General features: G+C 68.0%; 21 protein-coding genes. 11 read left to right on the forward strand and 10 right to left on the reverse strand.

Features of this window, described 5'->3' with window-relative positions; translation table 11 throughout:
* Positions 1-106 precede the first annotated feature (106 nt).
* On the forward strand, positions 107-625 hold the full coding sequence (locus AZL_RS11140) for a hypothetical protein (RefSeq protein ID WP_012974657.1): 519 nt from the start codon (positions 107-109) through the stop codon (positions 623-625).
* A 93-nt stretch (positions 626-718) separates the two neighbouring features.
* Here the strand turns inward: AZL_RS11140 and guaB are convergent, their stop codons facing one another.
* The 3 genes from guaB to AZL_RS11155 all read right to left on the reverse strand — a co-directional run bounded on the left by guaB (position 719) and on the right by AZL_RS11155 (position 4,143).
* Positions 719-2,197: an IMP dehydrogenase gene (gene guaB, locus AZL_RS11145; protein ID WP_012974658.1), complete on the reverse strand. Its 1,479-nt coding sequence runs from the start codon at positions 2,195-2,197 to the stop codon at positions 719-721.
* A 107-nt stretch (positions 2,198-2,304) separates the two neighbouring features.
* Entirely contained in the window at positions 2,305-3,012 is a 708-nt protein-coding gene (locus AZL_RS11150; RefSeq protein ID WP_012974659.1) for an RlmE family RNA methyltransferase, read from the reverse strand.
* 120 nt (positions 3,013-3,132) lie between these two features.
* Positions 3,133-4,143 carry a Ppx/GppA phosphatase family protein gene (locus AZL_RS11155; protein ID WP_247894194.1) on the reverse strand — a complete coding sequence of 337 codons (1,011 nt, stop codon included), beginning with the start codon at positions 4,141-4,143 and terminating at the stop codon, positions 3,133-3,135.
* A 756-nt stretch (positions 4,144-4,899) separates the two neighbouring features.
* On the opposite strand from AZL_RS11155, the gene AZL_RS11160 reads away from it, so the two are divergent.
* The 7 genes from AZL_RS11160 (at position 4,900) to AZL_RS11190 (ending at position 13,930) form a co-directional block, all read left to right on the forward strand.
* Positions 4,900-6,246: an ABC1 kinase family protein gene (locus AZL_RS11160; RefSeq protein WP_042443748.1), complete on the forward strand. Its 1,347-nt coding sequence runs from the start codon at positions 4,900-4,902 to the stop codon at positions 6,244-6,246.
* Positions 6,247-6,317: 71 nt separating this feature from the next.
* Positions 6,318-7,346, forward strand: coding sequence for a tRNA preQ1(34) S-adenosylmethionine ribosyltransferase-isomerase QueA (gene queA / locus AZL_RS11165; protein WP_012974662.1), 1,029 nt, complete (start codon positions 6,318-6,320; stop codon positions 7,344-7,346).
* Entirely contained in the window at positions 7,343-8,557 is a 1,215-nt protein-coding gene (tgt, locus tag AZL_RS11170) for a tRNA guanosine(34) transglycosylase Tgt (RefSeq protein ID WP_012974663.1), read from the forward strand. Before queA ends, tgt begins: the two co-directional genes overlap by 4 nt.
* The gene (gene queF / locus AZL_RS11175; protein WP_012974664.1) at positions 8,550-9,014 is read left to right on the forward strand and encodes a preQ(1) synthase; all 465 of its coding nucleotides are present in this window, start codon (positions 8,550-8,552) and stop codon (positions 9,012-9,014) included. Before tgt ends, queF begins: the two co-directional genes overlap by 8 nt.
* The gene (gene queG, locus AZL_RS11180; protein ID WP_012974665.1) at positions 9,001-10,071 is read left to right on the forward strand and encodes a tRNA epoxyqueuosine(34) reductase QueG; all 1,071 of its coding nucleotides are present in this window, start codon (positions 9,001-9,003) and stop codon (positions 10,069-10,071) included. Before queF ends, queG begins: the two co-directional genes overlap by 14 nt.
* Positions 10,072-10,314: 243 nt before the next feature.
* A complete protein-coding gene (eis, locus tag AZL_RS11185) occupies positions 10,315-11,403 on the forward strand; it encodes a GNAT family N-acetyltransferase (RefSeq protein WP_247894332.1) in 1,089 nt (362 codons plus the stop codon).
* Between the two features lie 121 nt (positions 11,404-11,524).
* A complete protein-coding gene (locus AZL_RS11190; RefSeq protein WP_042442995.1) occupies positions 11,525-13,930 on the forward strand; it encodes a methyl-accepting chemotaxis protein in 2,406 nt (801 codons plus the stop codon).
* Positions 13,931-14,000: 70 nt separating this feature from the next.
* Here AZL_RS11190 and AZL_RS11195 read toward each other — a convergent pair whose 3' ends face one another.
* Complete coding sequence (locus tag AZL_RS11195; RefSeq protein ID WP_012974668.1) at positions 14,001-14,480, reverse strand: CYTH domain-containing protein; 480 nt, start codon at positions 14,478-14,480, stop codon at positions 14,001-14,003.
* Positions 14,481-14,639: 159 nt separating this feature from the next.
* On the opposite strand from AZL_RS11195, the gene AZL_RS11200 reads away from it, so the two are divergent.
* Complete coding sequence (locus AZL_RS11200; RefSeq protein ID WP_042442997.1) at positions 14,640-14,882, forward strand: hypothetical protein; 243 nt, start codon at positions 14,640-14,642, stop codon at positions 14,880-14,882.
* A gap of 8 nt (positions 14,883-14,890) precedes the next feature.
* Here the strand turns inward: AZL_RS11200 and AZL_RS34195 are convergent, their stop codons facing one another.
* Positions 14,891-15,046, reverse strand: a complete 156-nt coding sequence (locus AZL_RS34195; RefSeq protein WP_012974669.1) for a DUF3309 family protein — start codon at positions 15,044-15,046, stop codon at positions 14,891-14,893.
* Between the two features lie 296 nt (positions 15,047-15,342).
* Between AZL_RS34195 and AZL_RS11210 the strand changes: the two genes are divergently transcribed.
* Positions 15,343-15,696, forward strand: coding sequence for a hypothetical protein (locus tag AZL_RS11210; protein ID WP_012974670.1), 354 nt, complete (start codon positions 15,343-15,345; stop codon positions 15,694-15,696).
* Between the two features lie 16 nt (positions 15,697-15,712).
* Here the strand turns inward: AZL_RS11210 and pssA are convergent, their stop codons facing one another.
* Together pssA and AZL_RS11220 are read right to left on the reverse strand one after the other, a co-directional pair.
* Positions 15,713-16,621, reverse strand: coding sequence for a CDP-diacylglycerol--serine O-phosphatidyltransferase (pssA, locus tag AZL_RS11215; protein WP_012974671.1), 909 nt, complete (start codon positions 16,619-16,621; stop codon positions 15,713-15,715).
* Positions 16,618-17,316, reverse strand: a complete 699-nt coding sequence (locus AZL_RS11220; protein ID WP_042442999.1) for a phosphatidylserine decarboxylase — start codon at positions 17,314-17,316, stop codon at positions 16,618-16,620. Before AZL_RS11220 ends, pssA begins: the two co-directional genes overlap by 4 nt.
* A 125-nt stretch (positions 17,317-17,441) precedes the next feature.
* Between AZL_RS11220 and AZL_RS11225 the strand changes: the two genes are divergently transcribed.
* The gene (locus AZL_RS11225; protein ID WP_042443001.1) at positions 17,442-17,912 is read left to right on the forward strand and encodes a hypothetical protein; all 471 of its coding nucleotides are present in this window, start codon (positions 17,442-17,444) and stop codon (positions 17,910-17,912) included.
* Between the two features lie 56 nt (positions 17,913-17,968).
* Here the strand turns inward: AZL_RS11225 and AZL_RS11230 are convergent, their stop codons facing one another.
* The 3 genes from AZL_RS11230 to AZL_RS11240 form a co-directional block, all read right to left on the reverse strand.
* Positions 17,969-19,045: a BMP family ABC transporter substrate-binding protein gene (locus AZL_RS11230; protein WP_042443003.1), complete on the reverse strand. Its 1,077-nt coding sequence runs from the start codon at positions 19,043-19,045 to the stop codon at positions 17,969-17,971.
* 78 nt (positions 19,046-19,123) lie between these two features.
* A complete protein-coding gene (locus tag AZL_RS11235) occupies positions 19,124-20,053 on the reverse strand; it encodes an ABC transporter permease (RefSeq protein WP_012974675.1) in 930 nt (309 codons plus the stop codon).
* Positions 20,050-21,126 (reverse strand): ABC transporter permease, encoded by a 1,077-nt coding sequence (locus AZL_RS11240; RefSeq protein ID WP_012974676.1) that lies wholly within the window; start codon positions 21,124-21,126, stop codon positions 20,050-20,052. The genes AZL_RS11235 and AZL_RS11240 overlap by 4 nt, the downstream gene beginning before the upstream one ends.
* Positions 21,127-21,137: the final 11 nt, after the last annotated feature.

The raw sequence follows: 21,137 nt of genomic DNA on the forward strand, positions 1-21,137 counted from the left end.
TTTCGGGAGTCCGTCGGGGCCGGACATTCGTCCTCCCCCCATCCGCGCGACGGCTGGAGGAAGTCCCTATATACTGGGCGCATCCCATTCGGAGTCCGCCCGCCTGATGAGCAAAGCACAAGCACGGGACCTGCGCATCGACGACCGCATGGTCATCGCCGCCGCGCTGGACCGCATCCTCTACGACGATCCCGACCATTTCGCGGCGGACGACGCCCGGGCCGTGCGCCGGCTGATCCCGCACAGCCGTTCGGCATGGCTGCGGCTGGGCTTCCGCGCCGAACGGCAGGGCCCTTCGATGAAGGGCGAGGCGGCCGGGGTCGGCGACGTGCGGATGGAGGGTGACAAGAAGGTGGTGGAAGGCAGCGTCGGCGAATCGGCGACCTGGCGCTGCGGCCAGTACAAGATCGCCAACCATGGCGGCGATCTCGAAATCTGGCAGGTGATGAGCGACGAATACGCCCCCGAACCGAAGGGCGCCCGGCTGGAATTCGACGAGCGCGGCGAACCGGAACGGCTGACCTTCTTCCAGCCGCGCGACATCGAGCTGCGGATTCCCTTCACCAGCCTCGCCGTCGGCGTCAGGCTGGGCGGCTGGCTGCCGTGGAAAGAGGTGGCGGGTTAGCCCCCACCCTGATCCTCCCGCGCTCTCGCGGGGGAGGATCAGGGTGGGGGCGATCGAAGACGATGACTATCCGCGAATGCCCCCGAACTCGCATCACCCCTGCCGGTAGTTCGGCGACTCGTTGGTGATGGTGATGTCGTGGACGTGGCTTTCGCGCAGGCCCGCGTTGGTGATGCGGACGAACTGGCACTTCTCGCGCATCTCGGCGATGGAGGCGCTGCCGGTGTAGCCCATGGCCGCGCGCAGGCCGCCGACCAGTTGGTGGATGACCGCCGAGACCGGGCCCTTGTAGGGGACGCGGCCCTCGACGCCTTCCGGCACCAGCTTCATGGTCGAGACCTCCTGCTGGAAGTAACGATCCGCCGAGCCGCGCGCCATGGCGCCAACCGAGCCCATGCCGCGATAGCTCTTGTAGGAGCGGCCCTGGAACAGGATGACCTCGCCCGGGCTCTCGTCGGTACCGGCGAACAGGCTGCCCAACATGGCGACGCTGGCGCCGCCGGCGATCGCCTTGGCCAGATCGCCCGAATATTTGATGCCGCCGTCGGCGATCACCGGAATGCCGTGCTTCTCGCACTCCTCCACCACATCCATGACGGCGGTCAACTGCGGCACGCCGACACCGGCAATGATGCGGGTGGTGCAGATGGACCCCGGACCGATGCCGACCTTGATCGCGTCGGCACCGGCGTCGATCAGCGCCTTGGCCGCCTCGGCGGTGGCGACGTTGCCGGCGATCACCTGGGTGTAGCTGGACATGGCGCGGGCGGCGCGGACCTGATCGAGCACCTTCAGCGAATGGCCATGGGCGGTGTCGACGACCAGGACATCGACGCCGGCGTCGAACAGCGCCTCCGCACGGGCCAGACCGTCATTGCCGGTGCCGGTGGCGGCGGCGACGCGCAGGCGGCCCTTGCTGTCCTTGCAGGCGTTCGGATAGGCCTGCGCCTTCTCGATGTCCTTGACGGTGACGAGGCCGATGCAGCGGTAATCCTCGTCGACGACCAGCAGCTTCTCGATGCGGTGCTGATGGAGCAGGCGCTTGCCTTCCTCCTGGCTGACGCCCTCGCGGACGGTCACCAGATCCTTGGTCATCAGCTCGCTGACCGGCTGCTTGGGATCGGTGGCGAAGCGGACGTCGCGGTTGGTCAGCATGCCGACCAGCTTGCCGCTGCCGAGCTGGTCGCGGCTCGCCACCACCGGAATGCCGGAGATGCGGTGGTCGGCCATCAGTTGCAGCGCGTCGGCCAGCGTGGCGTCGGGGGTGATGGTGATCGGGTTGACCACCATGCCCGATTCGAAGCGCTTGACCTTGCGGACCTCTTCGGCCTGCTGCTCGATGGTCAGGTTGCGGTGGACGACGCCGATGCCGCCGGCCTGGGCCATGGCGATGGCGAGACGGCTCTCGGTCACCGTGTCCATCGCCGAGGACATCAGCGGGATGCCCAGCTCGATGGTCTTGGTCAATCTCGTCCGGGTGTCCACGTCGTTCGGCAGGACCGAGCTTTCGGCCGGAACCAGCAGGACGTCGTCGAAGGTCAGGGCCTCGCGGATTTTGGTGTCGCGCGCCATGTGTGGATCTCCCGGAAGATAAACGTGGCGCACTTATACACAAGACCATGGGCTTGTGAACCCGTGCGCACACAGCATCTGTTATGCAAGTGCGAATAGAGTCGCGGTCAGTCGTTGACGTTGCCGCCGCGGAAGCCGGTGGCGACCACATAGGTCTCCGACGATTCGGCGCGGCTGGCCGGCGGCTTGGCATGCTTGACCACGGCGAAGTCGCGCCGCAGCCGGTCGAGCAGCGAGCGTTCCGCCCCGCCCTGGAACAGCTTGGCGACAAAGGCGCCGCCGGGGGCCAGCACCTCCTCGGCGAAGTCATAGGCCGCCTCGGCCAGCCCCATGATGCGCAGATGGTCGGTCTGCTGATGGCCGGTGGTGGGTGCCGCCATATCGCTCAGCACCAGATCGGCCGGGCCGCCCAGCGCCTCCTTCAACCGGTCGGCGGCGCCCTCCTCCAGGAAGTCGGCCTGCATGGTGGTGGCGCCGGGAACCGGGTCCATCGGCAGGATGTCCAGCCCGACGACCTTCCAGCCCTCGCGCGCCACCTGCACCTTCTCCACCGCGATCTGGGTCCAGCCGCCGGGGGCGGCGCCGAGATCGACCACGCGCTTGCCGGGGCCGAGCAGGCGGAACTTCTCGTCCAGCTGCAACAGCTTGAAGGCGGCGCGCGAGCGGTAGCCGCGCTTGGTCGCCTCGGCGACATAGGGGTCGTTGAGATGGCGCTCCAGCCAGCGCTTGGAGGATTCCGTACGCTTGCCGGCGGTCTTCACACGGACCGTGGCACGGCGCCCGCCCGGGCGCGTCGACGGAGTCTTTTCGGTCATGATCGCTTACAGTTCCTCGGTCATCCGGCGCAGGCGGGAAACCATCCCCCCTGCCCGATCATACTATATCAGCTCGATGGCCGTTTCAGGTCGATGGCCATTTCGGTTCGCCGGCCGCATTCATTCGCCGGCCGCCCCGATCAGGTCCACCAGAATCCCTTCGCGCAGGCCGCGGTCGGCGATGCGCAGCCGCTCCACCGGCCAGGCGTCGCACAGGGCGTCCAGCACCGCGCAGCCGGCGACCACCAGATCGGCGCGGTCCTGGCCGATGCAGGGATGCCGGGCGCGTCCGTCGAAATCCTGGGCGACCAGATGGTCGATCACCGCGCGGGCATGGTCGACGCGCAGATAGCTGCCGTCCACCGCCCGCCGGTCATAGCGGCACAGCCCGAGATGCACGCCGGCCAGCGTCGTCACCGTGCCCGACGTGCCGAGCATCTGCACCTTGCCGGCGGCGATGCGGTCCTGGATGCGGTTGCGCGCCTCGAACGGGGCGATGGCGTCGGCCACCGCCTCCACCATGCGGTCATAATTGGCGCGGGTGACGTTGGGGCCGCCATATTCCTCGGTCAGGCCGATGACGCCGCAGCGGATGGAGGTCTGGTCGAGCAGGCGCGGCGCGCGGCCCTTCTCCACCGCCAGCCACATCAGCTCGGTGGAACCGCCGCCGATGTCGAACACGATGGCGTAGGGATGGGTCGGCTCCAGCAGGGCGGCGCAGCCGGCCAGCGCCAGCCGCCCCTCCTCCTGGCTGGAGATGATCTCCAGCGGGATGCCGGTCTCGCGCCCGACCGCCTCGACGAAGGCGGCGCTGTTGCTGGCGCGGCGGCAGGCCTCGGTCCCGACGGCGCGGACGGAGGTGCAGCCCCGGCGCTCGATCTTGGAGCCGCAGACCCGCAGGGCGGCGATGGTCCGCTCCATCGCCGGTTCCGACAGATGATCACTGCGGCTCAGCCCCTCGCCGAGACGGACGATGCGGGAAAAGGCGTCGATCACGCGGAAACCGCCCGGCGTAGCTTTGGCGATCAGCAGGCGGCAATTGTTGGTCCCGAGATCCAGCGCGGCGAAGACCGGGCGCACCAGCGCCGACGAACGCAACCGTCCGGTGTCGTTCTGCCGCCCGCTTTGCACCTGTAAATCCACGTACCGACCCCGCTATGCCTATAGCGTTGTGCGTTTAATATGAAACGCACAACGCTATAGCTTTATGTCTAACGATCGGATTCACGCTTCAAATCGATTCCGATTTTACGCGATCCGATCTAAAGAGCGGAGTGTAACCCGGATCACAGTCCGGCGGAAACCCCTCTCAACCCCGATTCGATTGGGGATAACCCGCAGGGCACATCCGCGCCGGTCACCGGGCTTTCACGAAGCGGCCGCTGCTGGTCTCGATGGGCAGGAAGGCTTCCGATACCGGAATGCCGCGGACCCGCTTGCACCGCCCCCGCCAGATCTTGCTCCCGAAAAAAGTGACTGTCTTTCAGTCATAACAAAAACCCTCGCTCCGCTAAGGAGCGAGGGTTTTCGCAGCGGGCATGAACAGCCCGGATGATGTCGCCAATCAGGCGAATGAAATTGGAATTGTCTCGGCCGAGCAGATCGGCCTGATCACGTAAGCGCCGGTGGAGTCATGATCTTACTCACCCTCCCTGGTATCGGTTTCTACTGTTCCGCCCAAGCCATATGCTTGAACGGTAGGGCGTTTCCGATAATCGCTCACTGCACCTCGGTGTCGATTACTGTAAGACGAAGCCTGCTCCTCTTTCCGGGGCCTGTCAAGAAAATCACACATTGCGATGCGGCGGCATTTCGGGGGCCTTCCATCGACGGTCTCCGATCGGGGAAGGGCTGGCCTTTTGCCGGGGGCGAACCCACCTTGTGGGCATGGCGGAACACGATGAGAACACATGGGGCGGACGGGTCGCGCGCTATGCGCGGGTCGGCACCGCCGTGGGCGGGCTGGCCGCGCGGCTGGCGGGCGAGCGCGTGCTGGGCATCCGCATGGAGCGGGAACGCCATGCGGCGGAACTGCGCGCGGCGCTCGGCGGGCTGAAAGGGCCGCTGATGAAGGTGGCGCAGATCCTGTCCACCATCCCCGACGCCTTGCCGAAGGAATATACCCAGGAACTGGCCCAGCTTCAGGCCGACGCGCCGTCGATGGGCTGGCCCTTCGTCAAGCGGCGGATGGCGAGCGAACTCGGCCCCAGCTGGCAGTCGCGCTTCCAAAGCTTCGAGCATACGGCGGCCGCAGCCGCGTCGCTCGGGCAGGTGCACAAGGCGATCGGGCCGGACGGGCGGGAGCTCGCCTGCAAGCTGCAATATCCCGACATGGCCTCCGCCGTCGAGGCCGACCTGCGCCAGCTCGGCCTGATCTTCGCCATCTTCGAGCGCACCGACAGCGCCATCTCCACCCGCCAGATCCAGGCGGAGATCGGCGCCCGCCTGCGCGAGGAGCTGGATTACGAACGCGAAGCCAAGCACGCCCGCCTCTATCAGGCGATGCTGGCCGGCACGCCGGGCGTCCATGTGCCGGAGGTGGTGCCGGAGCTGTCGACCAAACGGTTGCTGACCATGGGCTGGGTGCATGGCCGCAGAATCCTCGACTTCGTCGCCGAGCATCCCGCATCCCGCGACGAGCTGGCGATGAACATGTTCAGGGCGTGGTATGTGCCCTTCTACAATTACGGCGTCATCCACGGCGACCCGCATCTGGGCAATTACACGGTCCGGCCCGACCGCGCGATCAATCTGCTGGATTTCGGCTGCATCCGCGTCTTCAAACCCAGCTTCGTCAAGGGCGTGATCGACCTCTACAACGCGCTGCGCACCGACAACCGCGAACTGGCGGTGGAGGCCTACCGCACCTGGGGCTTCGCCAACCCGTCGAACGAGCTGGTCGAGGTGCTGAACATCTGGGCGCGCTTCGTCTACGCCCCGATCATGGAAGACCGCCAGCGCCGGATCGAGGAGACCAACGGCGGCCATTACGGCCGCGAGACCGCCGGCAAGGTCCATGCCGAACTGCGCCGCGTCGGCGGCGTGGAGATCCCGCGCGAGTTCGTCTTCATGGACCGCGCCGCGATCGGGCTCGGCTCGGTCTTCCTGCATCTGAAGGCGGAGTTGAACTGGTATCAGCTGTTCCAGGGGCTGATCCGCGATTTCGACGTCGACGCGCTCACGGCACGGCAGAGCGCGGCGCTGACGGCGCAGGGGTTGCCACAGGCGGAGTGAGGGGGGCATGGGTTCGCACCGCCCAACCCCTTCCAATCCGCCGGCACTTCAGTCTATAGCTTGCCCCTCCCATGAAGACCGCCGATTTCGACTTCGACCTGCCGCCCGACCGGATCGCCGAGCATCCCGTCCGGCCGCGTGACGCCGCCCGCCTGCTGGAGGTGGGTTCCTCCCTGCGCGACCTCATCGTGCGGGACCTGCCGGCCTTGTTGCAGCCGGGCGACCTGATGGTCGTCAACGACACCCGCGTGATTCCCGCCCGGCTCGACGGCCGGCGCGGCGAGGTGGCGGTGGAGATCACGCTGCACAAGCGGCTGGGCGAGCGCGACTGGGCGACCTTCTCAAAACCCGGCAAGCGGCTGAAACCCGGCGACACCATCGTCATCGCCGAAGACTTCAGCGCCGAGGTGACCGCCAAGGACGGCATGGAGGTGCGGCTGCGCTTCTCCGCCGGCGGGGCCGATCTGATGGAGGCGCTGCACCGCCACGGCCGGATGCCGCTGCCGCCCTACATCCGCCGCAAGGCCGACGCGGGCGACAACGCCGATTACCAGACCGTCTTCGCCGCCCGCGAGGGCGCCGTCGCCGCCCCCACCGCCGGGCTGCACTTCACGGCCGACCTGCTGGCGGCGCTGGACGCGCGCGGCGTGCGGCGGGTTCCGGTCACCCTGCATGTCGGCGCCGGCACCTTCCTGCCGGTGAAGGTCGACGACATCGCCGACCACAAGATGCACAGCGAATGGGGCGAGATCTCGCCCGAAACCGCCGCCGCGGTGAACGAGACGCGCAAGGCCGGCGGCCGCATCGTCTCGGTCGGCACCACGGCGCTGCGCATCCTGGAGACGGCGGGCCGGCCGGACGGGACGCTGGTCCCCTTCAGCGGCGACACCGACATCTTCATCACCCCCGGCTACCGCTTCCGCATCGTCGATCTTCTGTGGACCAACTTCCACCTGCCGAAATCGACCCTGTTCATGCTGGTCTGCGCCTTCGCCGGCTATGACCGCATGCGGGCGGCCTATGCCCACGCCATCGACCACGACTATCGCTTCTTCAGCTACGGCGACGCCTCGCTGCTGCACAGGACGGACCCATCATGACCGGCATCGGCTTTGACCTTCTGGCGACCGACGGGCGGGCGCGGCGCGGCCGCGTGACCACCGCCCACGGCAGCATCGAGACGCCGGCCTTCATGCCGGTCGGCACCGCGGCGACGGTGAAGGCGATGACCACCGGCGCGGTGGCCTCGACCGGGGCGGAGATCCTGCTGGGCAACACCTACCACCTGATGCTTCGCCCGACGGCGGAGCGGGTGGCGCAGCTGGGCGGCCTGCACCGCTTCATGAACTGGGACAAGCCGATCCTGACCGACAGCGGCGGCTTCCAGGTGATGAGCCTGTCCGACCTGCGCACGATGTCGGAGGAGGGCGTCACCTTCAAATCCCACCTGGACGGCAGCCGCCATCACCTGACGCCGGAACGCTCGATCCAGATCCAGCACATGCTGGACAGCAACATCACCATGTGCCTGGACGAGTGCACGCCCTTCCCCGCCACGGAGGCGCAGGCCGAGTCCTCCATGCGCCTGTCGATGCGCTGGGCCCGGCGCAGCAAGGACGCCTTCGTCGAACGGCCGGGCTACGGCCTGTTCGGCATCGTCCAGGGCAGCGTCTATCCGGAGCAACGGGCGGAGAGCGTCGCCGCCCTGACCGACATCGGCTTCGACGGCTACGCGATCGGCGGGCTGGCGGTCGGCGAGGGCCAGGAGACGATGTTCCGCGTGCTCGACTTCACCGAGCCGCTGATGGTCAAGGACCGCCCGCGTTACCTGATGGGCGTCGGCCGGCCGAGCGACCTGATCGGCGCCGTGCGGCGCGGCGTCGACATGTTCGACTGCGTGATGCCGACCCGCTCGGGCCGTACCGGCCAGGCCTTCGTCCGGCGCGGCACCATCAACATCCGCAACGCCCGCCATGCCCATGACGAGCGTCCGCTCGACGCGGAGTGCGGCTGTCCGACTTGCCGCAGCTACAGCCGGGGCTATCTGCATCATCTGTTCAAGGCGGAGGAGATGCTGGGGCCGATGCTGCTGACCTGGCACAACCTGCATTACTACCAGGACGTGATGCGGACGATGCGGCAGGCCATCGCCGACGGCAATTTCGAGGAGGTCGCCGGCGCGATGGAGGCCCGCCTGACCGAAGGCGACGTCGAGGCGACCATCGACCCCATCGCCAAGCCCGGCAAGCCGCCGAAACAGGGCCGCCCGCCCAAAGCCGAGCGGGTGGCGGAGGAAAAGACCGATGAGTGAAAACATCTATGCCGGCCTGACCCAGCTCGGCGGCTCCACCGTCCAGCCGAAGACCCCCGAGGAGGCGGTGCTGGAGCGGGTGCCGAACCCGAACCCCGGCACGCCCTATTGCGTGCGCTTCACCGCACCCGAATTCACCTCGCTCTGTCCGATCACCGGCCAGCCCGACTTCGCCCATCTGGTCATCGACTATGTGCCAGGCGACTGGCTGGTCGAATCGAAGTCGCTGAAGCTGTTCCTGACCAGCTTCCGCAACCATGGCGCCTTCCACGAGGCCTGCACCGTCGGCATCGGCAAGCGGCTGGTGGACGAGCTGTCGCCGGTCTGGCTGCGCATCGGCGGCTACTGGTATCCGCGCGGCGGCATCCCCATCGACGTCTTCTTCCAGACCGGCGAGCCGCCGAAAGGCGTCTGGATCCCGTCGCAGGACGTCCCGACCTATCGTGGCCGCGGCTAAAGCCGGCCCGCCGCCCTCCGCCGACCCGGCGCGGCTGCGGGACGCCATCCGCGCCCGCGCCCTGGCGGCGGGCTTCGACGCGGTGGGCTTCGCACCCGCCGCGTTGGGACCGGAGGCGCGGGAGCGTCTCGCCCGCTTCGTCGCCGAGGGGCGGCATGGCGACATGGGCTGGATGGCGGAGCGCGCCGACCAGCGCAGCCACCCGCAAGCCCTGTGGGACGAGGCGCGCACGGTCATAGCGCTCGGCACCAGCTACGCCCCCCACGAGGATCCGCGCCGGCTGCTGGACCATCCGGAGCGCGGCATCGTCTCCGTCTATGCCCGCAACCGCGACTATCACGACCTGATCAAGGGGCGGCTGAAGACGCTGGCGCAATGGCTGGCCCACCAGACCAAGGCCGGCGTGAAGGTGTTCGTCGACACCGCCCCGGTGATGGAGAAGCCGCTGGCGGCCCAGGCCGGGCTGGGCTGGCAGGGCAAGCACACCAATCTGGTATCGCGCGATCACGGCTCCTGGCTGTTCCTCGGCGAGATCTACACGACGCTGGAGTTGCCGCCCGACCCGCCGGGCCGCGACCGCTGCGGCTCCTGCGACCGCTGCCGGACCGCCTGCCCGACCGCCGCCTTCCCGGCGCCCTACCAGCTCGATGCGCGGCGCTGCATCAGTTACCTGACCATCGAGCACAAGGGGGCGATCCCCGACGATCTCAAGCCGCTGATGGGCAACCGCATCTATGGTTGCGACGATTGTCTGGCCGCCTGCCCCTGGAACAAGTTCGCCCGCGCGACCCGTGAGCCCGCCTTCCTGCCCCGCGCCGAACTGACGGCACCCCGACTTGCCGATCTGGCGCAGCTGGACGATGCCGGTTTCCGCCAACTGTTCAGCGGCTCGCCGATCAAGCGCATCGGCCGCGACCGCTTCGTCCGCAACGTGCTGGTCGCCATCGGCAACAGCGGCGATCCGATGCTGAAACCCGTGGCGGAGTCCCTGATCGACGACGGCAGTGAGATCGTGCGCGAGGCGGCCGGATGGGCGGCGGTTCGGTTGGGCGGATGACTGGCCCGGACAGGACCGGCGACATCCTCCGCCTGCCTTGTGGCATGATGCGCAGGCGCGTTATCATCCCGGCGAAGGCGCGAACCCGACGAGGCCGGAGACCTGGGAAGGGCCCCCGGCCCCGGCTTCCCACCGAACAAGCGGAGACCGGACGTACCCTTCCTCCCTCCATACGATGATTACGGGCCGGTCCAGCCGGACGAACTGAGCGCCGTCGCCCGGCTGGCGCGGCTTGGCTTCGGGCTGTCCCGCGACCTGTTCGACCGCTATGCCGAGCTGTTCGGCATCGACAGCATCCGTGTGTCGCGGGTTCCGCGCGCCACCGGCACCATGCTGGCCGGCTGCGCCGCGCATTGGATGATGCCCCAGTGGTTCGGCGGACGCCCGGTTCCGGTCCAGGCCATCGCCATGGTGGCGGTCGATCCGGCCCTGCGCGGCGCCGGCCATGGCGGGGCGCTGATGCGGGCCATGCTGAGGGAGGGGCGCCAGTCCGGGGCCGCTCTGTCGATCCTCTGCCCCGCGACAATCCCCTTCTATCGGCGGCTCGGCTTCGGCCGCGGCGGCGTCACCTGCCAATGGAGCGCCCCGCCGGCGGCCTTCACCCAAGCCGGGGCCGCCGCGAGCGACCTGTGGCCGTCCGATCCGCTCGACGCGGTGCCGCTGGCGCGGCTCCGCCGGCCTTTGCTGGCCGAGCGGAACGGGCTGCCGGAACGGACCGAGGCGCTGTGGACGCTGGCCCTCTGCCCCGATGGCGAACCGTCCCATCTCTACCGCAACGATGATGGCTATATCGCGCTGACACCGCCGCAGGACAGGCGTCTCGCCATCGCCGATGCCTGTCTGACCTCGGAGCGGGCGTTGCGCCCGGCCATGGCTCTGCTGGCCGGCTTTCGCGCCCAGGTCGACCATGTGACCTGGCGCGGCGGCCCCGACGATCCGCTGGCACTTCTGGCTGGCGATGGCGTCGCGCTGGACGCCCGTGAGGAGTGGCTGGCCCGGCCGCTCGATGTGACGACGGCGCTTGAGACCCGCGGATACCCCGATTGGTTGTCGGAGACCGTTGCGTTCGAAGTGGATGATGGGTTGTTTTCGGGCAATCGCGGCCAGTACCACCTTACAGTTGCCCAATCCAAGGGCACCGTCACCAGATCAGGGCAAGTCATCGAACCGCCTGCGAGAATCGGCATCGCCGCCTTCGCCAGTCTGTTCACCGGGCATGCAAACGCTCGTGCCCTATGGCGGGCAGGTTTGCTTCATGGTGATGAAAAGATGATCAGTCGCTTGCAGCGCCTATTTTGCAGCGCAGCATGCTGGATGCCTGACCGCTTCTGAAATAAGTGGCTGACCTGACTTGAATCAAACCCGACGTTAACCGTCCTGTGGTTCAATAGACGCCGTTGATCGGCAGAAAAGCGTCGCGACAATGGCGACGCCATCGGGGAGTCCACCATTCATGACGATCGGAACGCGGATCGCGCTTGGCTTTGCCGCCGTCCTTCTCCTGACGGTCGGCGTGGCGTTCGTCGGCTGGAACAGCCTGAGCACCTATGCCGAGCGGGTCGATCTGGCATCCCACACCGCCGACCTCGACACCCGGCTGAAGTCGGTGCGGCTGGAGGAGGCGCGCTTCGTCACCGAGCGTGACGCCAAGGCCGCCGCCAATGTCCCGGGCATGCTGGACTCCTTGCAGACCGAAGCGCAGCGGACACGCGCCGCCCTGACCGACGGCGAGGGCCGTCGCCTGCTGGACGACGTGCTGTCGGGCATCGGCGGCTACCGCGCCGCCTTCGCCAATTTCGTCGCCCAGGACGGCGACGCCCATGCCCGCACCGCGAGCATGGAGACGCGCGCCCGCGCGCTGCGCGAGATCGCCGAGAAGATCGGCAAGCAGCAATCGGAGCGCTATGACCTGAACATGGCCAGCAAGCGCGACGCCGACACCGAGCTGCGCCACAGCATGGATACGGCCGAGCGCGCCAATCGCGTCATCGAGCGCGTGCTGGAGGTCCGCCGGCAGCAGAGCGAGCTGCGCCGCGGCCCGGAGGAGGCGCTGGCCGATCAGATCCTCGCCGCGCTGAACGAGCTGGTGGAAACCACCGACACCGTTGCGAAGGATCTCGCCGGCACGAACAACGAGGAGCTCGCCACCCAGATCGCCGGCGACGCCCGCGCCTACCGCGACACCGTTCTGGCCTTGCGCGGCAAGGGAAGCGCCGCCCTCGCCGAGGTTGGCGTGGCGTCCGGTCTGGACGAGGCGGCGCGCGGCGTGCAGCAGCGCGCCGTCGAGCTGCAACAGAATCAGGCCATGGTGACCGAGGCCCTGACCGAAGCCTCCAAATTCGCCCAGAGCGAAGTGAACGAGGCGGTGATGCTGCGCGGGCTGGCGATGCGGCTGGTGCAGGACGCCCAGGCGGCGATGCTGGCGCAGCGCGATTTCCTGCTGACCGGCTCGGCCGACGCCAAGACGACGGCCGCCGGCGCGGTGAAGGAGATCCTCGACCTTGCCGGGCAGGCCGGCGCCGTTCTGGTCGACCGCGAGGGCCGCGCCTTGATCGCCGCCATCACCGAAGCGGCGCGTGCCTTCGACCAGGAATTCGCGGCGCTATCCACCACGGTCGCCAAGCAGCACGAAGCGTCGGTGGCGATGGCCAAGGCATCGGCCACGGTCAGCGGTCAGGTCGGCCAATTGGTCAATCTGCAGCGCGAGGATCGCGAGTCGGGGCGCGCCCGGTCCGGGCTGGTGATCGCGGTGGGCGCCGTGGTCGCGCTGATCCTCGGCGGATTGATGGCCTGGATCATCGACCGCGCCATCACCCACCCGCTGCATGCCATGACCGCCGCCATGGGTCGGCTGGCCGAAGGCGACCTGACAGTCGATATCCCCGGACGCGACCGCAAGGACGAGATGCACCACATGGCCGCCGCCATGACCATCTTCAAGGACAACGCCCTGGAGATGCAGCGGATGGAGCGCGAGCGCGAGGAGATGCGGGTCCAGATCGACGCCGACCGCCGGCACACGATGAACGAGTTCGCCAACAGCTTCGAACAGGCGGTGTCGGGCGTGGTCATGTCGCTGACCGAATCGGCCGGCTCGCTCGGGCGCGACGCGCAGGAGATGTCGTCGGACGCGGCACTGACCACCGCGAAATCCACCGCCGTCGCCACCGCCTCGCAGCAGGCGACCGCCAATGTGCAGACCGTCGCGGCGGCGGCGGAGGAACTGTCGACCTCCATCGCCGAAATCTCGCGCCAGTTGAACGCCAGCTCCGCCACCGCGTCGGGGGCAGCCGACAAGGCGGTGCAGACCAACAGCATCGTCGAAGGGCTGTCGCTGGCCGCCGAGCGGATCGGGCAGGTCGTCGGCCTGATCGGTGAGATCGCCGAGCAGACCAACCTGCTGGCGCTGAACGCCACCATCGAAGCCGCCCGCGCCGGCGAAGCCGGCAAGGGCTTCGCCGTGGTGGCGACCGAGGTGAAGAATCTCGCCGGCCAGACCGCCAAGGCGACCGAGGAGATTTCCGCCCAGGTCGCGGAAATGCAGAACGCCACCACCAGCGCCGTCGAGGCCATCCGCACCATCTCCGACGCGGTGACGGCGATCAGCGGCACCGTCACCGACATCGCCCAGGAAATGGAACAGCAGGGCACCGCCACCCGCGAGATCGCCCAGAATGTCCAGCAGGCGGCCGAAGGGACCCAGGAGGTGATGCGCAACATCGCCGAGGTGACCACCGCCGCCACCAAGACCGGCGGTGCCGCCGATGCGGTCCTCAACGCCAGCCGTACGCTGGCCACCCAGGCCGACCGGCTGCGCGGCGAGGTTCAGGGCTTCCTGAACAAGGTGCGGACGGCATGATCCAGCGCTTGATTCCGCTGGGGGCGGGACGCAGACCGCCCCGCCCGCCTGGAGGCCTCACCTCAGCGCATCAGGCGGCGGCGGCCGACCAGCGCCGGATCGGCGCGCGCGACAGGGCGGAGTTGCCATAGGCCCGCAGCGTGGTGACCTCCGCACCGATCCAATCCGGCAGAGGCACCGTCTGGTCGGGGGTGTCCAGTTCGACCTCGGCGATGACGAGACCGGCATTCTCGCCGTGGAAAACGTCGATCTCCCAGCACAGGCCGTCCTGGCAATGCCGGTAGCGGGTCTTCTCGATCACCCGCCCCTCGCAGCTGTGGCGAAGGATCCGGCGGGCGTAATCGAGCGCCAGAGGATATTCCAGCTCCTCCCGGCAGGCGCCGCGTTTCAACGACTTGATGGTCAGGGTGGCGCGCTCTTCGGCGATGCGGACACGGACCGTGCTGACGCCGTCTGAAGGCAGATAGCCCTGGAGAATGCGGACACCGGCCCGGCAGAGATGCCGGACATCCTTTCGCACAAGGAAGCGCCGCTCGATTTCCAGTGCCATGGTCAGGCCCTTCGGACGAACTCGGCCATGACCCTATCCCAAGCGATAACCGGCTTCAACCTCGCCGCTCTGCTCAAAATGCAACCGAGGCCGCATGCACCCGCACTCCACCGTGACGATCGGTCGCGACCGGACGGGGAGTGATGCTATCGTCCGACGATGTCCGATCCGTCCTTCCTCACGGTCTCGGCCGCCATTCCCTGGCTGGTCCTGGTCGCCGTCTATGGGCTGCCGCTGCTGCATGTGGCGCTGTCGCGCCGTGGCGGCGGCTGGCGTCCGCCGGCCGGCTCGCGCTGCCCGTTCGGACCACGGGCCGGGTGGCTGGTGATGGTGCTGATGCTGGGGCCGGTCGGTTGGCTGTTGTTCGTGCTCCGCCGGCCCCGTCGCGGATCGGGCCGATAAGCCGCGGATCAGATCCGGCCCATCAGCAGCAGGACGATCAGGACGATCAACAGCACGCCGAGGAGCCCGCTGGGTCCATACCCCCAGGCGCGGCTGTGCGGCCAGGCCGGTACCGCGCCGAGCAGCATCAGAATCAGGATGATGAGCAGAATCGTGCCGAGCATGGGCCTTCTCCCTTCCGGTGGAGCCTTTGTGACGGACAAGCGGAACCGGAACGGGATCCCCCGCGCTTTGTTCCTGTCCGGCACGAAGGGGGACGCTCGCCCACACCAAGGAGGGATGTCCCGCGACCTTTCGGCGGAGCCGCCCTGTTGACTGCCGGCCCGTGGCCGCATAGGCTCGGTTCCATGAGCGTGCATCATGGCAACGGCATTCTGCGAATTAGCGGCCCGGTTCTCCTTTGAGAGCCGGGGATTTCGCTCGTCCATTTCGCAGAACCGTCTGAAAGCCCGATCTCGCCATGTCCAGCACCGTGAACACCGATATGCCGCCTGTCGCCGCCCCGGATGTCCGCCTTGTCGCGCCCGGCCGGCAAGTCGTCTTTTCCCTGGTCGCCGACGCCGATCCCGGCACCCTGCCCCGCATCCTTGAATATGTCGCCAAGCGCGGTCTGGTCCCGCTCGCCCTGCGCAGTCACCTGATCGGCGAGACTCTCGACATCACGCTGGAAGTCGGCGACCTGCCGCAGGCGGAGACCGACCATATCGGCCGCTGCCTGGGGCAAATCCCGATGGTGGCGCGCGTCACGGTGAGTGAATTGGCCGCCACGGCTCCGCTCGCCGATTCGCTGCCTGAACTGGTCGCCGCGGAATAGCGAAACGGGAAGCCGGTCAGACCGGCTTCCGCGACTCGTCCCCCACCGGCGCGGCTTCGGCGGCTGGTGCGGAGTCCGGCGGCTCGGATGCCGGCTCGCCGATCTCCGTGCGCATCAGTTCGGCGGCACGTTGCAGCTTGCGGAACTGGGCGACGGAAAACGGCAGCATCGCCAGATAGGCCAGCCCGACGATGGACAGGGTCCACCAGGGCTGGCTGACCATCATCGCCGCCAGCAGGCCGACGCCGGCCAGCGCCGGCACCACCCAATGGGCGGGAACCCGCGCGCCCTTGAAGGAGAAGGTCGGCAGAGTGCTGACCATCAGCCCGCCGATCAGCAGGGTCCAGGGCACGATGACGACCGGATGGCCGGGATATTGCGGCCCGGTCTCGAAGCCCAGGATCATCGGCAGCAGGACCAGACCGGCCCCGGCCGGCGCCGGCACGCCGGTGAAATAATTGTAGGCCCAGGGCGGCAGATCGACCACGCCCAGGCGCGAGTTGAAGCGGGCCAGCCGCAGGGCGCAGCAGACGGCATAGGCCATGGCGGCGATCCAGCCCAGGCTGCCCGCCACGTTCAACCCCCACAGATACATCATGAAGGCCGGGGCGACGCCGAAGCTGATGGCGTCGGACAGGCTGTCCAGCTCCGCCCCGAACTTGCTCTGTCCGTTCAGCAACCGGGCGATCCGGCCGTCGAGCGCATCGAGGATGGCGGCGATGACGATGGCGATGACCGCCTGCTCCCACCGCTCCTGCATGGCGAATCGGATCGCGGTCAGGCCGGAGCAGAGCGCCAGCACCGTCAGGACGTTCGGCAGCAGGTGGTTGATCGACAGCCCCTTCAGCCGCGGGTGCGGCCGGCCGGGACGGCGCGGCCGGTGCGGGCGGAAGATCTGCTGGCGGAAGACAGGCGGGCGTTTCATCGACGCACGTCCCCTTGCCGTTGCGGCTCGGTCCCGTTCAGGTCGGCCAGGATGGTCTCGCCGCCGATGGCGGTCTGGCCGACGCAGACCAGCGGGGCGACGCCGTCGGGCAGATAGATGTCGGTGCGGCTGCCGAAGCGGATCAGGCCGAAGCGCTCGCCCGCCTTCACCTCCTGCCCGGCCTTGACCCACCACAGGATGCGGCGCGCCACCAGACCGGCGATCTGGACATAGGCGATCTCGCGCCCGTCGGGCAGGCGCTGGCGGAAGGCCATCCGCTCATTCTCCTCGCTCGCCTTGTCCAATGCCGCGTTGACGAAGGTGCCCTTGTGGTATTCGGCCGCCAGGATGGTGCCGTCGGCCGGCACCCGGTTGACATGGACGTTGAAGACGTTGAGGAAGACGCTGATGCGGGTCAGCGGCTTGTCGCCCATGCCCAGCTCCTTCGGCGGCACCGCCTGGACGATCATGGTGACACGGCCGTCGGCCGGGCTGACCAGCAGGCCGGGCCGGGTCGGCGTCACCCGGTCGGGATCGCGGAAGAAATAGGCGCACCACAGGGTGAGGACCAGACCGATCCAGCCGAGCGGCGCCCAGACGGCGAGACCGAGGATCAGGGAGACCACGGCGAAACCGGCGATGAAGGGCAAGCCGGCACGGTGGATGGGAACGACGACGGTATCGATGGCGGACATCGCCTGCTTTCTTTTCAGACCACTGCGAGGCGCCATTCTAGACGCCCCATGCAAGCCTTTACAGAATTTTAGCGGGCAGCGACCATGCTGTCCTCTCCGCCGCCCCTGAAGACGAGCGTGCCGCCTTGTCCGTTCCAAATCTGAAGACCATCCAGTCGCTGGCCGAAGTTCCGGATGGCGCCCTGCCGATCAACCCCGGCTCGATCGAGATGACGCCGGAAGGCGTGCTGGGCATCGCCAAGCCGCCGCGGCCCTGCAAGCTGACCTTCATGGCCGACGGCCTGCCCTTCAACGTCGCCGTCCGGCACGAGAGCGAAGAGGATGGCGGCGGCTCGATCTGCCAAATCTGGGCCGATGTCGGCCATGTGCCCTACACCGCCCAGGCGCCGGAACGCCGCCGCGCCCTGCTGGCGGTGCTGCGCGGGATCGAGGGGCTGCCCACCGTCCGCTTCATCGTCCAGGGCGGGCAGAAGATCATCCTGTTCTCGGAGGTTCGCCTGGAACATCATGCCGCACCGGAGGATCTGTTCCACCAGACCATGCTGGTGCTTCAGGAGGCCCGTCCGTTCCTGCGGCTGCTGGGCGAGTATCTGTAGGAAACGACGCGGCGGGCCGGAGGCTTCCACCCCCGGCCCGCCGCATCGCGAGGCGCTTACTTCGGAACCTTGCCCTGCACGCCTTCGACGTACCAGTCCATCTTCAGGATCTGCTCGTCGGTGGCGGTCTTGCCTTCCGGAATCACGATTTTGCCGGACTGGTCCTTGACCGGGCCCTGGAAGGAATGGCGCTTGCCCGACACGATGTCGGCCTTGATCTGCTCGGCCAGCGTCACGACCTCGGCCGGAATCGCCGGGTTGTAGGGGGCCAGCTCGACCATGCCGGTCTTGATGCCGCCCCAGGTGTCGATCGGCTTCCAGCTGCCGTCCAGCACCGCCTTGACCCGGTCGACGTAATAGCCGTTCCAATCCTCGACGATGGCGGTCAGGTGCGATTTCGGACCGAAGCGGGTCATGTCCGACGACTGGCCGACCGACCACAGCCCACGCTCCTGCGCGGTCTGGATCGGGGCCGGGCTGTCGGTGTGCTGGACGATGATGTCGGCGCCCTGGTCGATCAGCGCCTTGGCCGCCTCGGCCTCCTTGCCGGGATCGTACCAGCTGTTGACCCAGACCACGCGGACCTCGGCCTTCGGGTTCTGCTCGCGCAGCGCGATGGTGAAGGCGTTGATGCCGCCGACGACCTCGGGAATCGGGTAGGAGCCGATATAGCCGATGATGTTCGACTTGGTCATCTTGCCGGCGATGGCGCCGACGACCGTGCGGCCCTCATAGAAGCGGCCGGAGTAGGTCGCGACATTGGCGGCGCGCTTGTAGCCGGTGGCATGCTCGAACTTCACGTCGGGATGGCGCTGGGCCACCTTCAGCGTCGGGTTCATGAAACCGAAGGAGGTGGTGAAGATCAGCTTGTGGCCGCTGGCGGCCAACTGCTCGATCACGCGCTCGGCGTCGGCGCCTTCCGGCACATTCTCGACGAAGGTGGTGGTGACCTTGTCGCCCAGAGCCTTCTCCACGGCCAGACGGCCCTGGTCATGCTGATAGCTGTAGCCATGGTCGCTGACCGGGCCGACATAGACGAAGCCGACCTTCAGCTTCTCCTGCGCCAGGACCGAGCCCATGCCCGTGCTCAGCGCGATCGCGGCGCCGGCCAGACCCAACACCGTCTTGCCCATCGTCCTTCTGTTCACGTCCACGCTCCTTAGTCTTGATGTCTTTTGATATGGGCTTTGTTTCGTTTTCAAAACGACGCGTCAAGCATCGGGATGAAACAGTTTTCCCAGACAGGCCGGCGCGTTCAGGCGGATGCGGGCGACGTCCCGCGAAATCAGCACCAGAACCAGAACGGTAGCCAGATACGGCAGCATCGACAAGAGCTGCGACGGCACGTCGATGCCCAGCCCCTGGACATGCAGTTGCAGGATGGTCACGCCGCCGAACAGCCAGGCGCCCAGCATCGCCCGCACCGGCTTCCAGGTGGCGAAGACCACCAGCGCCAGCGCGATCCAGCCGCGGCCCGAGGTCATGTTCTCCGCCCACATCGGCGTATAGTCCATCGACAGGAAGGCGCCACCCAGCCCGGCCATGGCGCCGCCGAACAGCACCGCGAAAAAGCGGATGCGCAGCACCTTGTAGCCCAGCGCGTGCGCCGCCGTGTGGTTCTCCCCCACCGCGCGCAGCACGAGGCCGGCGCGGGTGCGGTAGAGGAAGAGGTGGACCAGCGGCACGGCGGCGACCGCCAGATAGACCATGATGTCCTGGCCGAACAGCGCCTGCCCAACCACCGGCAGGTCGGTCAGGCCGGGGATGTGCAGCTTCGGCAGCCCCTCCAGCGGGATGCCGACGAAGCCCTGGCCGATCAGCGCCGACAGGCCGACGCCGAACAGGGTCAGCGCAAGGCCGGTCGCCACCTGGTTGGCCAGCAGGAAGAGGGTCAGCACGGCGAACAGCGAGGCGGTGGCGGCACCGGCCAGCGCGGCGACGACGAAGCCGGTGATCGGGCTGCCGGTCCGCACCGTCACCGCGAAGCCGCAGACGGCGCCGACCAGCATCATGCCCTCGACCCCCAGGTTGAGGACGCCCGACTTCTCCACCACCAGTTCGCCGAGGGCGGCGAACAGCAGCGGCGTCGCCGCGGCGAACATGGCGGCCAGGATCGGGCCGATCAGGGCGAGGTCGTTCATGCCGCGGCCCTCCGCGCCCCGAAGCGGACCCGGTAGCGGATCAGCACGTCGCTCGCCAGCAGGAAGAACAGAAGCATGCCCTGGAACACTCCGGTGATGGCCTTGGGCAGACCCATGGCGATCTGCGCCGCCTCGCCGCCGATGAAGGACAGCGCCATCAGCAACGCCGCCAGCAGGATGCCGACCGGATGCAGCCGGCCGAGGAAGGCGACGATGATGGCGGTATAGCCGTAGCCGGGCGAGATGCTGGCGGTGATCTGGCCGATGGGGCCGGCGACCTCGCCCATGCCGGCGATGCCGGCCAGCGCCCCCGACAGCAGCAGCGTCAGCCAGACGATGCGCTTCTGGTCGAAGCCGGCATAGCCTGCGGCGGCCGGGGTCAGACCGATCACCTTGATCTGGAAACCGATGAAGGTGCGCGCGATCAGCAGCCAGCCGCCGGCCACCGCCGCCAGGGCGAACAGCGCGCCCAGATGGACGCGGGTTCCCGCCCACAGGATCGGCAGCGTGGCGTCGGCCTCGAACAGCCGCGATTCGGGAAAGGCGAAGCCATCGGGATCGCGGTAGGGGCCATGGACCAGATAGCTCAGCAGCAGCAGCGCCACATAGTTCAGCATCAGGCTGGTCAGGATCTCGCTGGCGTTGAAGCGCAGCCGCAGGAAGGCCGGCACCGCCGCCCAGGCGGCGCCACCGATGGCGCCGCCGATCACCATCAGCGGCAGCAGCCACCAGCCGCCCTCGCCATAGAAGGCCAGCGCCAGCCCGCCGCCGGCGATGGCGCCCAGCGTCAGTTGCCCCTCGGCGCCGATGTTCCAGACATTGGCGCGGAAGCCGATGGCGAGCCCGACGGCGCAGAGCGTCAGCGGCGTCGCCTTCACCACCAGCTCGCCGACGCCGCGGACCGAGGTCACCGGAGCGACGAAGAAGGAATAGAGCGCCTTCAACGGGTCGAAGCCCATCGCCATGAACAGGATGAAGCCGCTGAGCAAGGTCAGCGCCACCGCCAGCAGCGGCGTCACATAGACCATGGTCTTCGACGCCTGCCCGCGCGGTTCAAGACGGATGAGGCTCATGCGGCGTCTCC

This window comes from Azospirillum sp. B510, assembly GCF_000010725.1.
Taxonomy (GTDB): Bacteria; Pseudomonadota; Alphaproteobacteria; order Azospirillales; family Azospirillaceae; genus Azospirillum; species Azospirillum lipoferum_B.

Bases quoted from the DNA above. Each gene is read 5' to 3' on its own strand.
- AZL_RS11140 (WP_012974657.1), top strand. From the start codon at position 107: ATGAGCAAAGCACAAGCACGGGACCTGCGCATCGACGACCGCATGGTC.
- AZL_RS11190 (WP_042442995.1), top strand. From the start codon at position 11,525: ATGACGATCGGAACGCGGATCGCGCTTGGCTTTGCCGCCGTCCTTCTC.
- guaB (WP_012974658.1), bottom strand. From the start codon at position 2,197: ATGGCGCGCGACACCAAAATCCGCGAGGCCCTGACCTTCGACGACGTC.
- AZL_RS11200 (WP_042442997.1), top strand. From the start codon at position 14,640: ATGTCCGATCCGTCCTTCCTCACGGTCTCGGCCGCCATTCCCTGGCTG.
- pssA (WP_012974671.1), bottom strand. From the start codon at position 16,621: ATGAAACGCCCGCCTGTCTTCCGCCAGCAGATCTTCCGCCCGCACCGG.
- AZL_RS11235 (WP_012974675.1), bottom strand. From the start codon at position 20,053: ATGAACGACCTCGCCCTGATCGGCCCGATCCTGGCCGCCATGTTCGCC.
- tgt (WP_012974663.1), top strand. From the start codon at position 7,343: ATGACCGGCATCGGCTTTGACCTTCTGGCGACCGACGGGCGGGCGCGG.
- AZL_RS34195 (WP_012974669.1), bottom strand. From the start codon at position 15,046: ATGCTCGGCACGATTCTGCTCATCATCCTGATTCTGATGCTGCTCGGC.
- AZL_RS11210 (WP_012974670.1), top strand. From the start codon at position 15,343: ATGTCCAGCACCGTGAACACCGATATGCCGCCTGTCGCCGCCCCGGAT.
- queF (WP_012974664.1), top strand. From the start codon at position 8,550: ATGAGTGAAAACATCTATGCCGGCCTGACCCAGCTCGGCGGCTCCACC.
- AZL_RS11195 (WP_012974668.1), bottom strand. From the start codon at position 14,480: ATGGCACTGGAAATCGAGCGGCGCTTCCTTGTGCGAAAGGATGTCCGG.
- AZL_RS11240 (WP_012974676.1), bottom strand. From the start codon at position 21,126: ATGAGCCTCATCCGTCTTGAACCGCGCGGGCAGGCGTCGAAGACCATG.
- queA (WP_012974662.1), top strand. From the start codon at position 6,318: ATGAAGACCGCCGATTTCGACTTCGACCTGCCGCCCGACCGGATCGCC.
- AZL_RS11160 (WP_042443748.1), top strand. From the start codon at position 4,900: ATGGCGGAACACGATGAGAACACATGGGGCGGACGGGTCGCGCGCTAT.
- AZL_RS11220 (WP_042442999.1), bottom strand. From the start codon at position 17,316: ATGTCCGCCATCGATACCGTCGTCGTTCCCATCCACCGTGCCGGCTTG.
- AZL_RS11150 (WP_012974659.1), bottom strand. From the start codon at position 3,012: ATGACCGAAAAGACTCCGTCGACGCGCCCGGGCGGGCGCCGTGCCACG.
- AZL_RS11230 (WP_042443003.1), bottom strand. From the start codon at position 19,045: ATGGGCAAGACGGTGTTGGGTCTGGCCGGCGCCGCGATCGCGCTGAGC.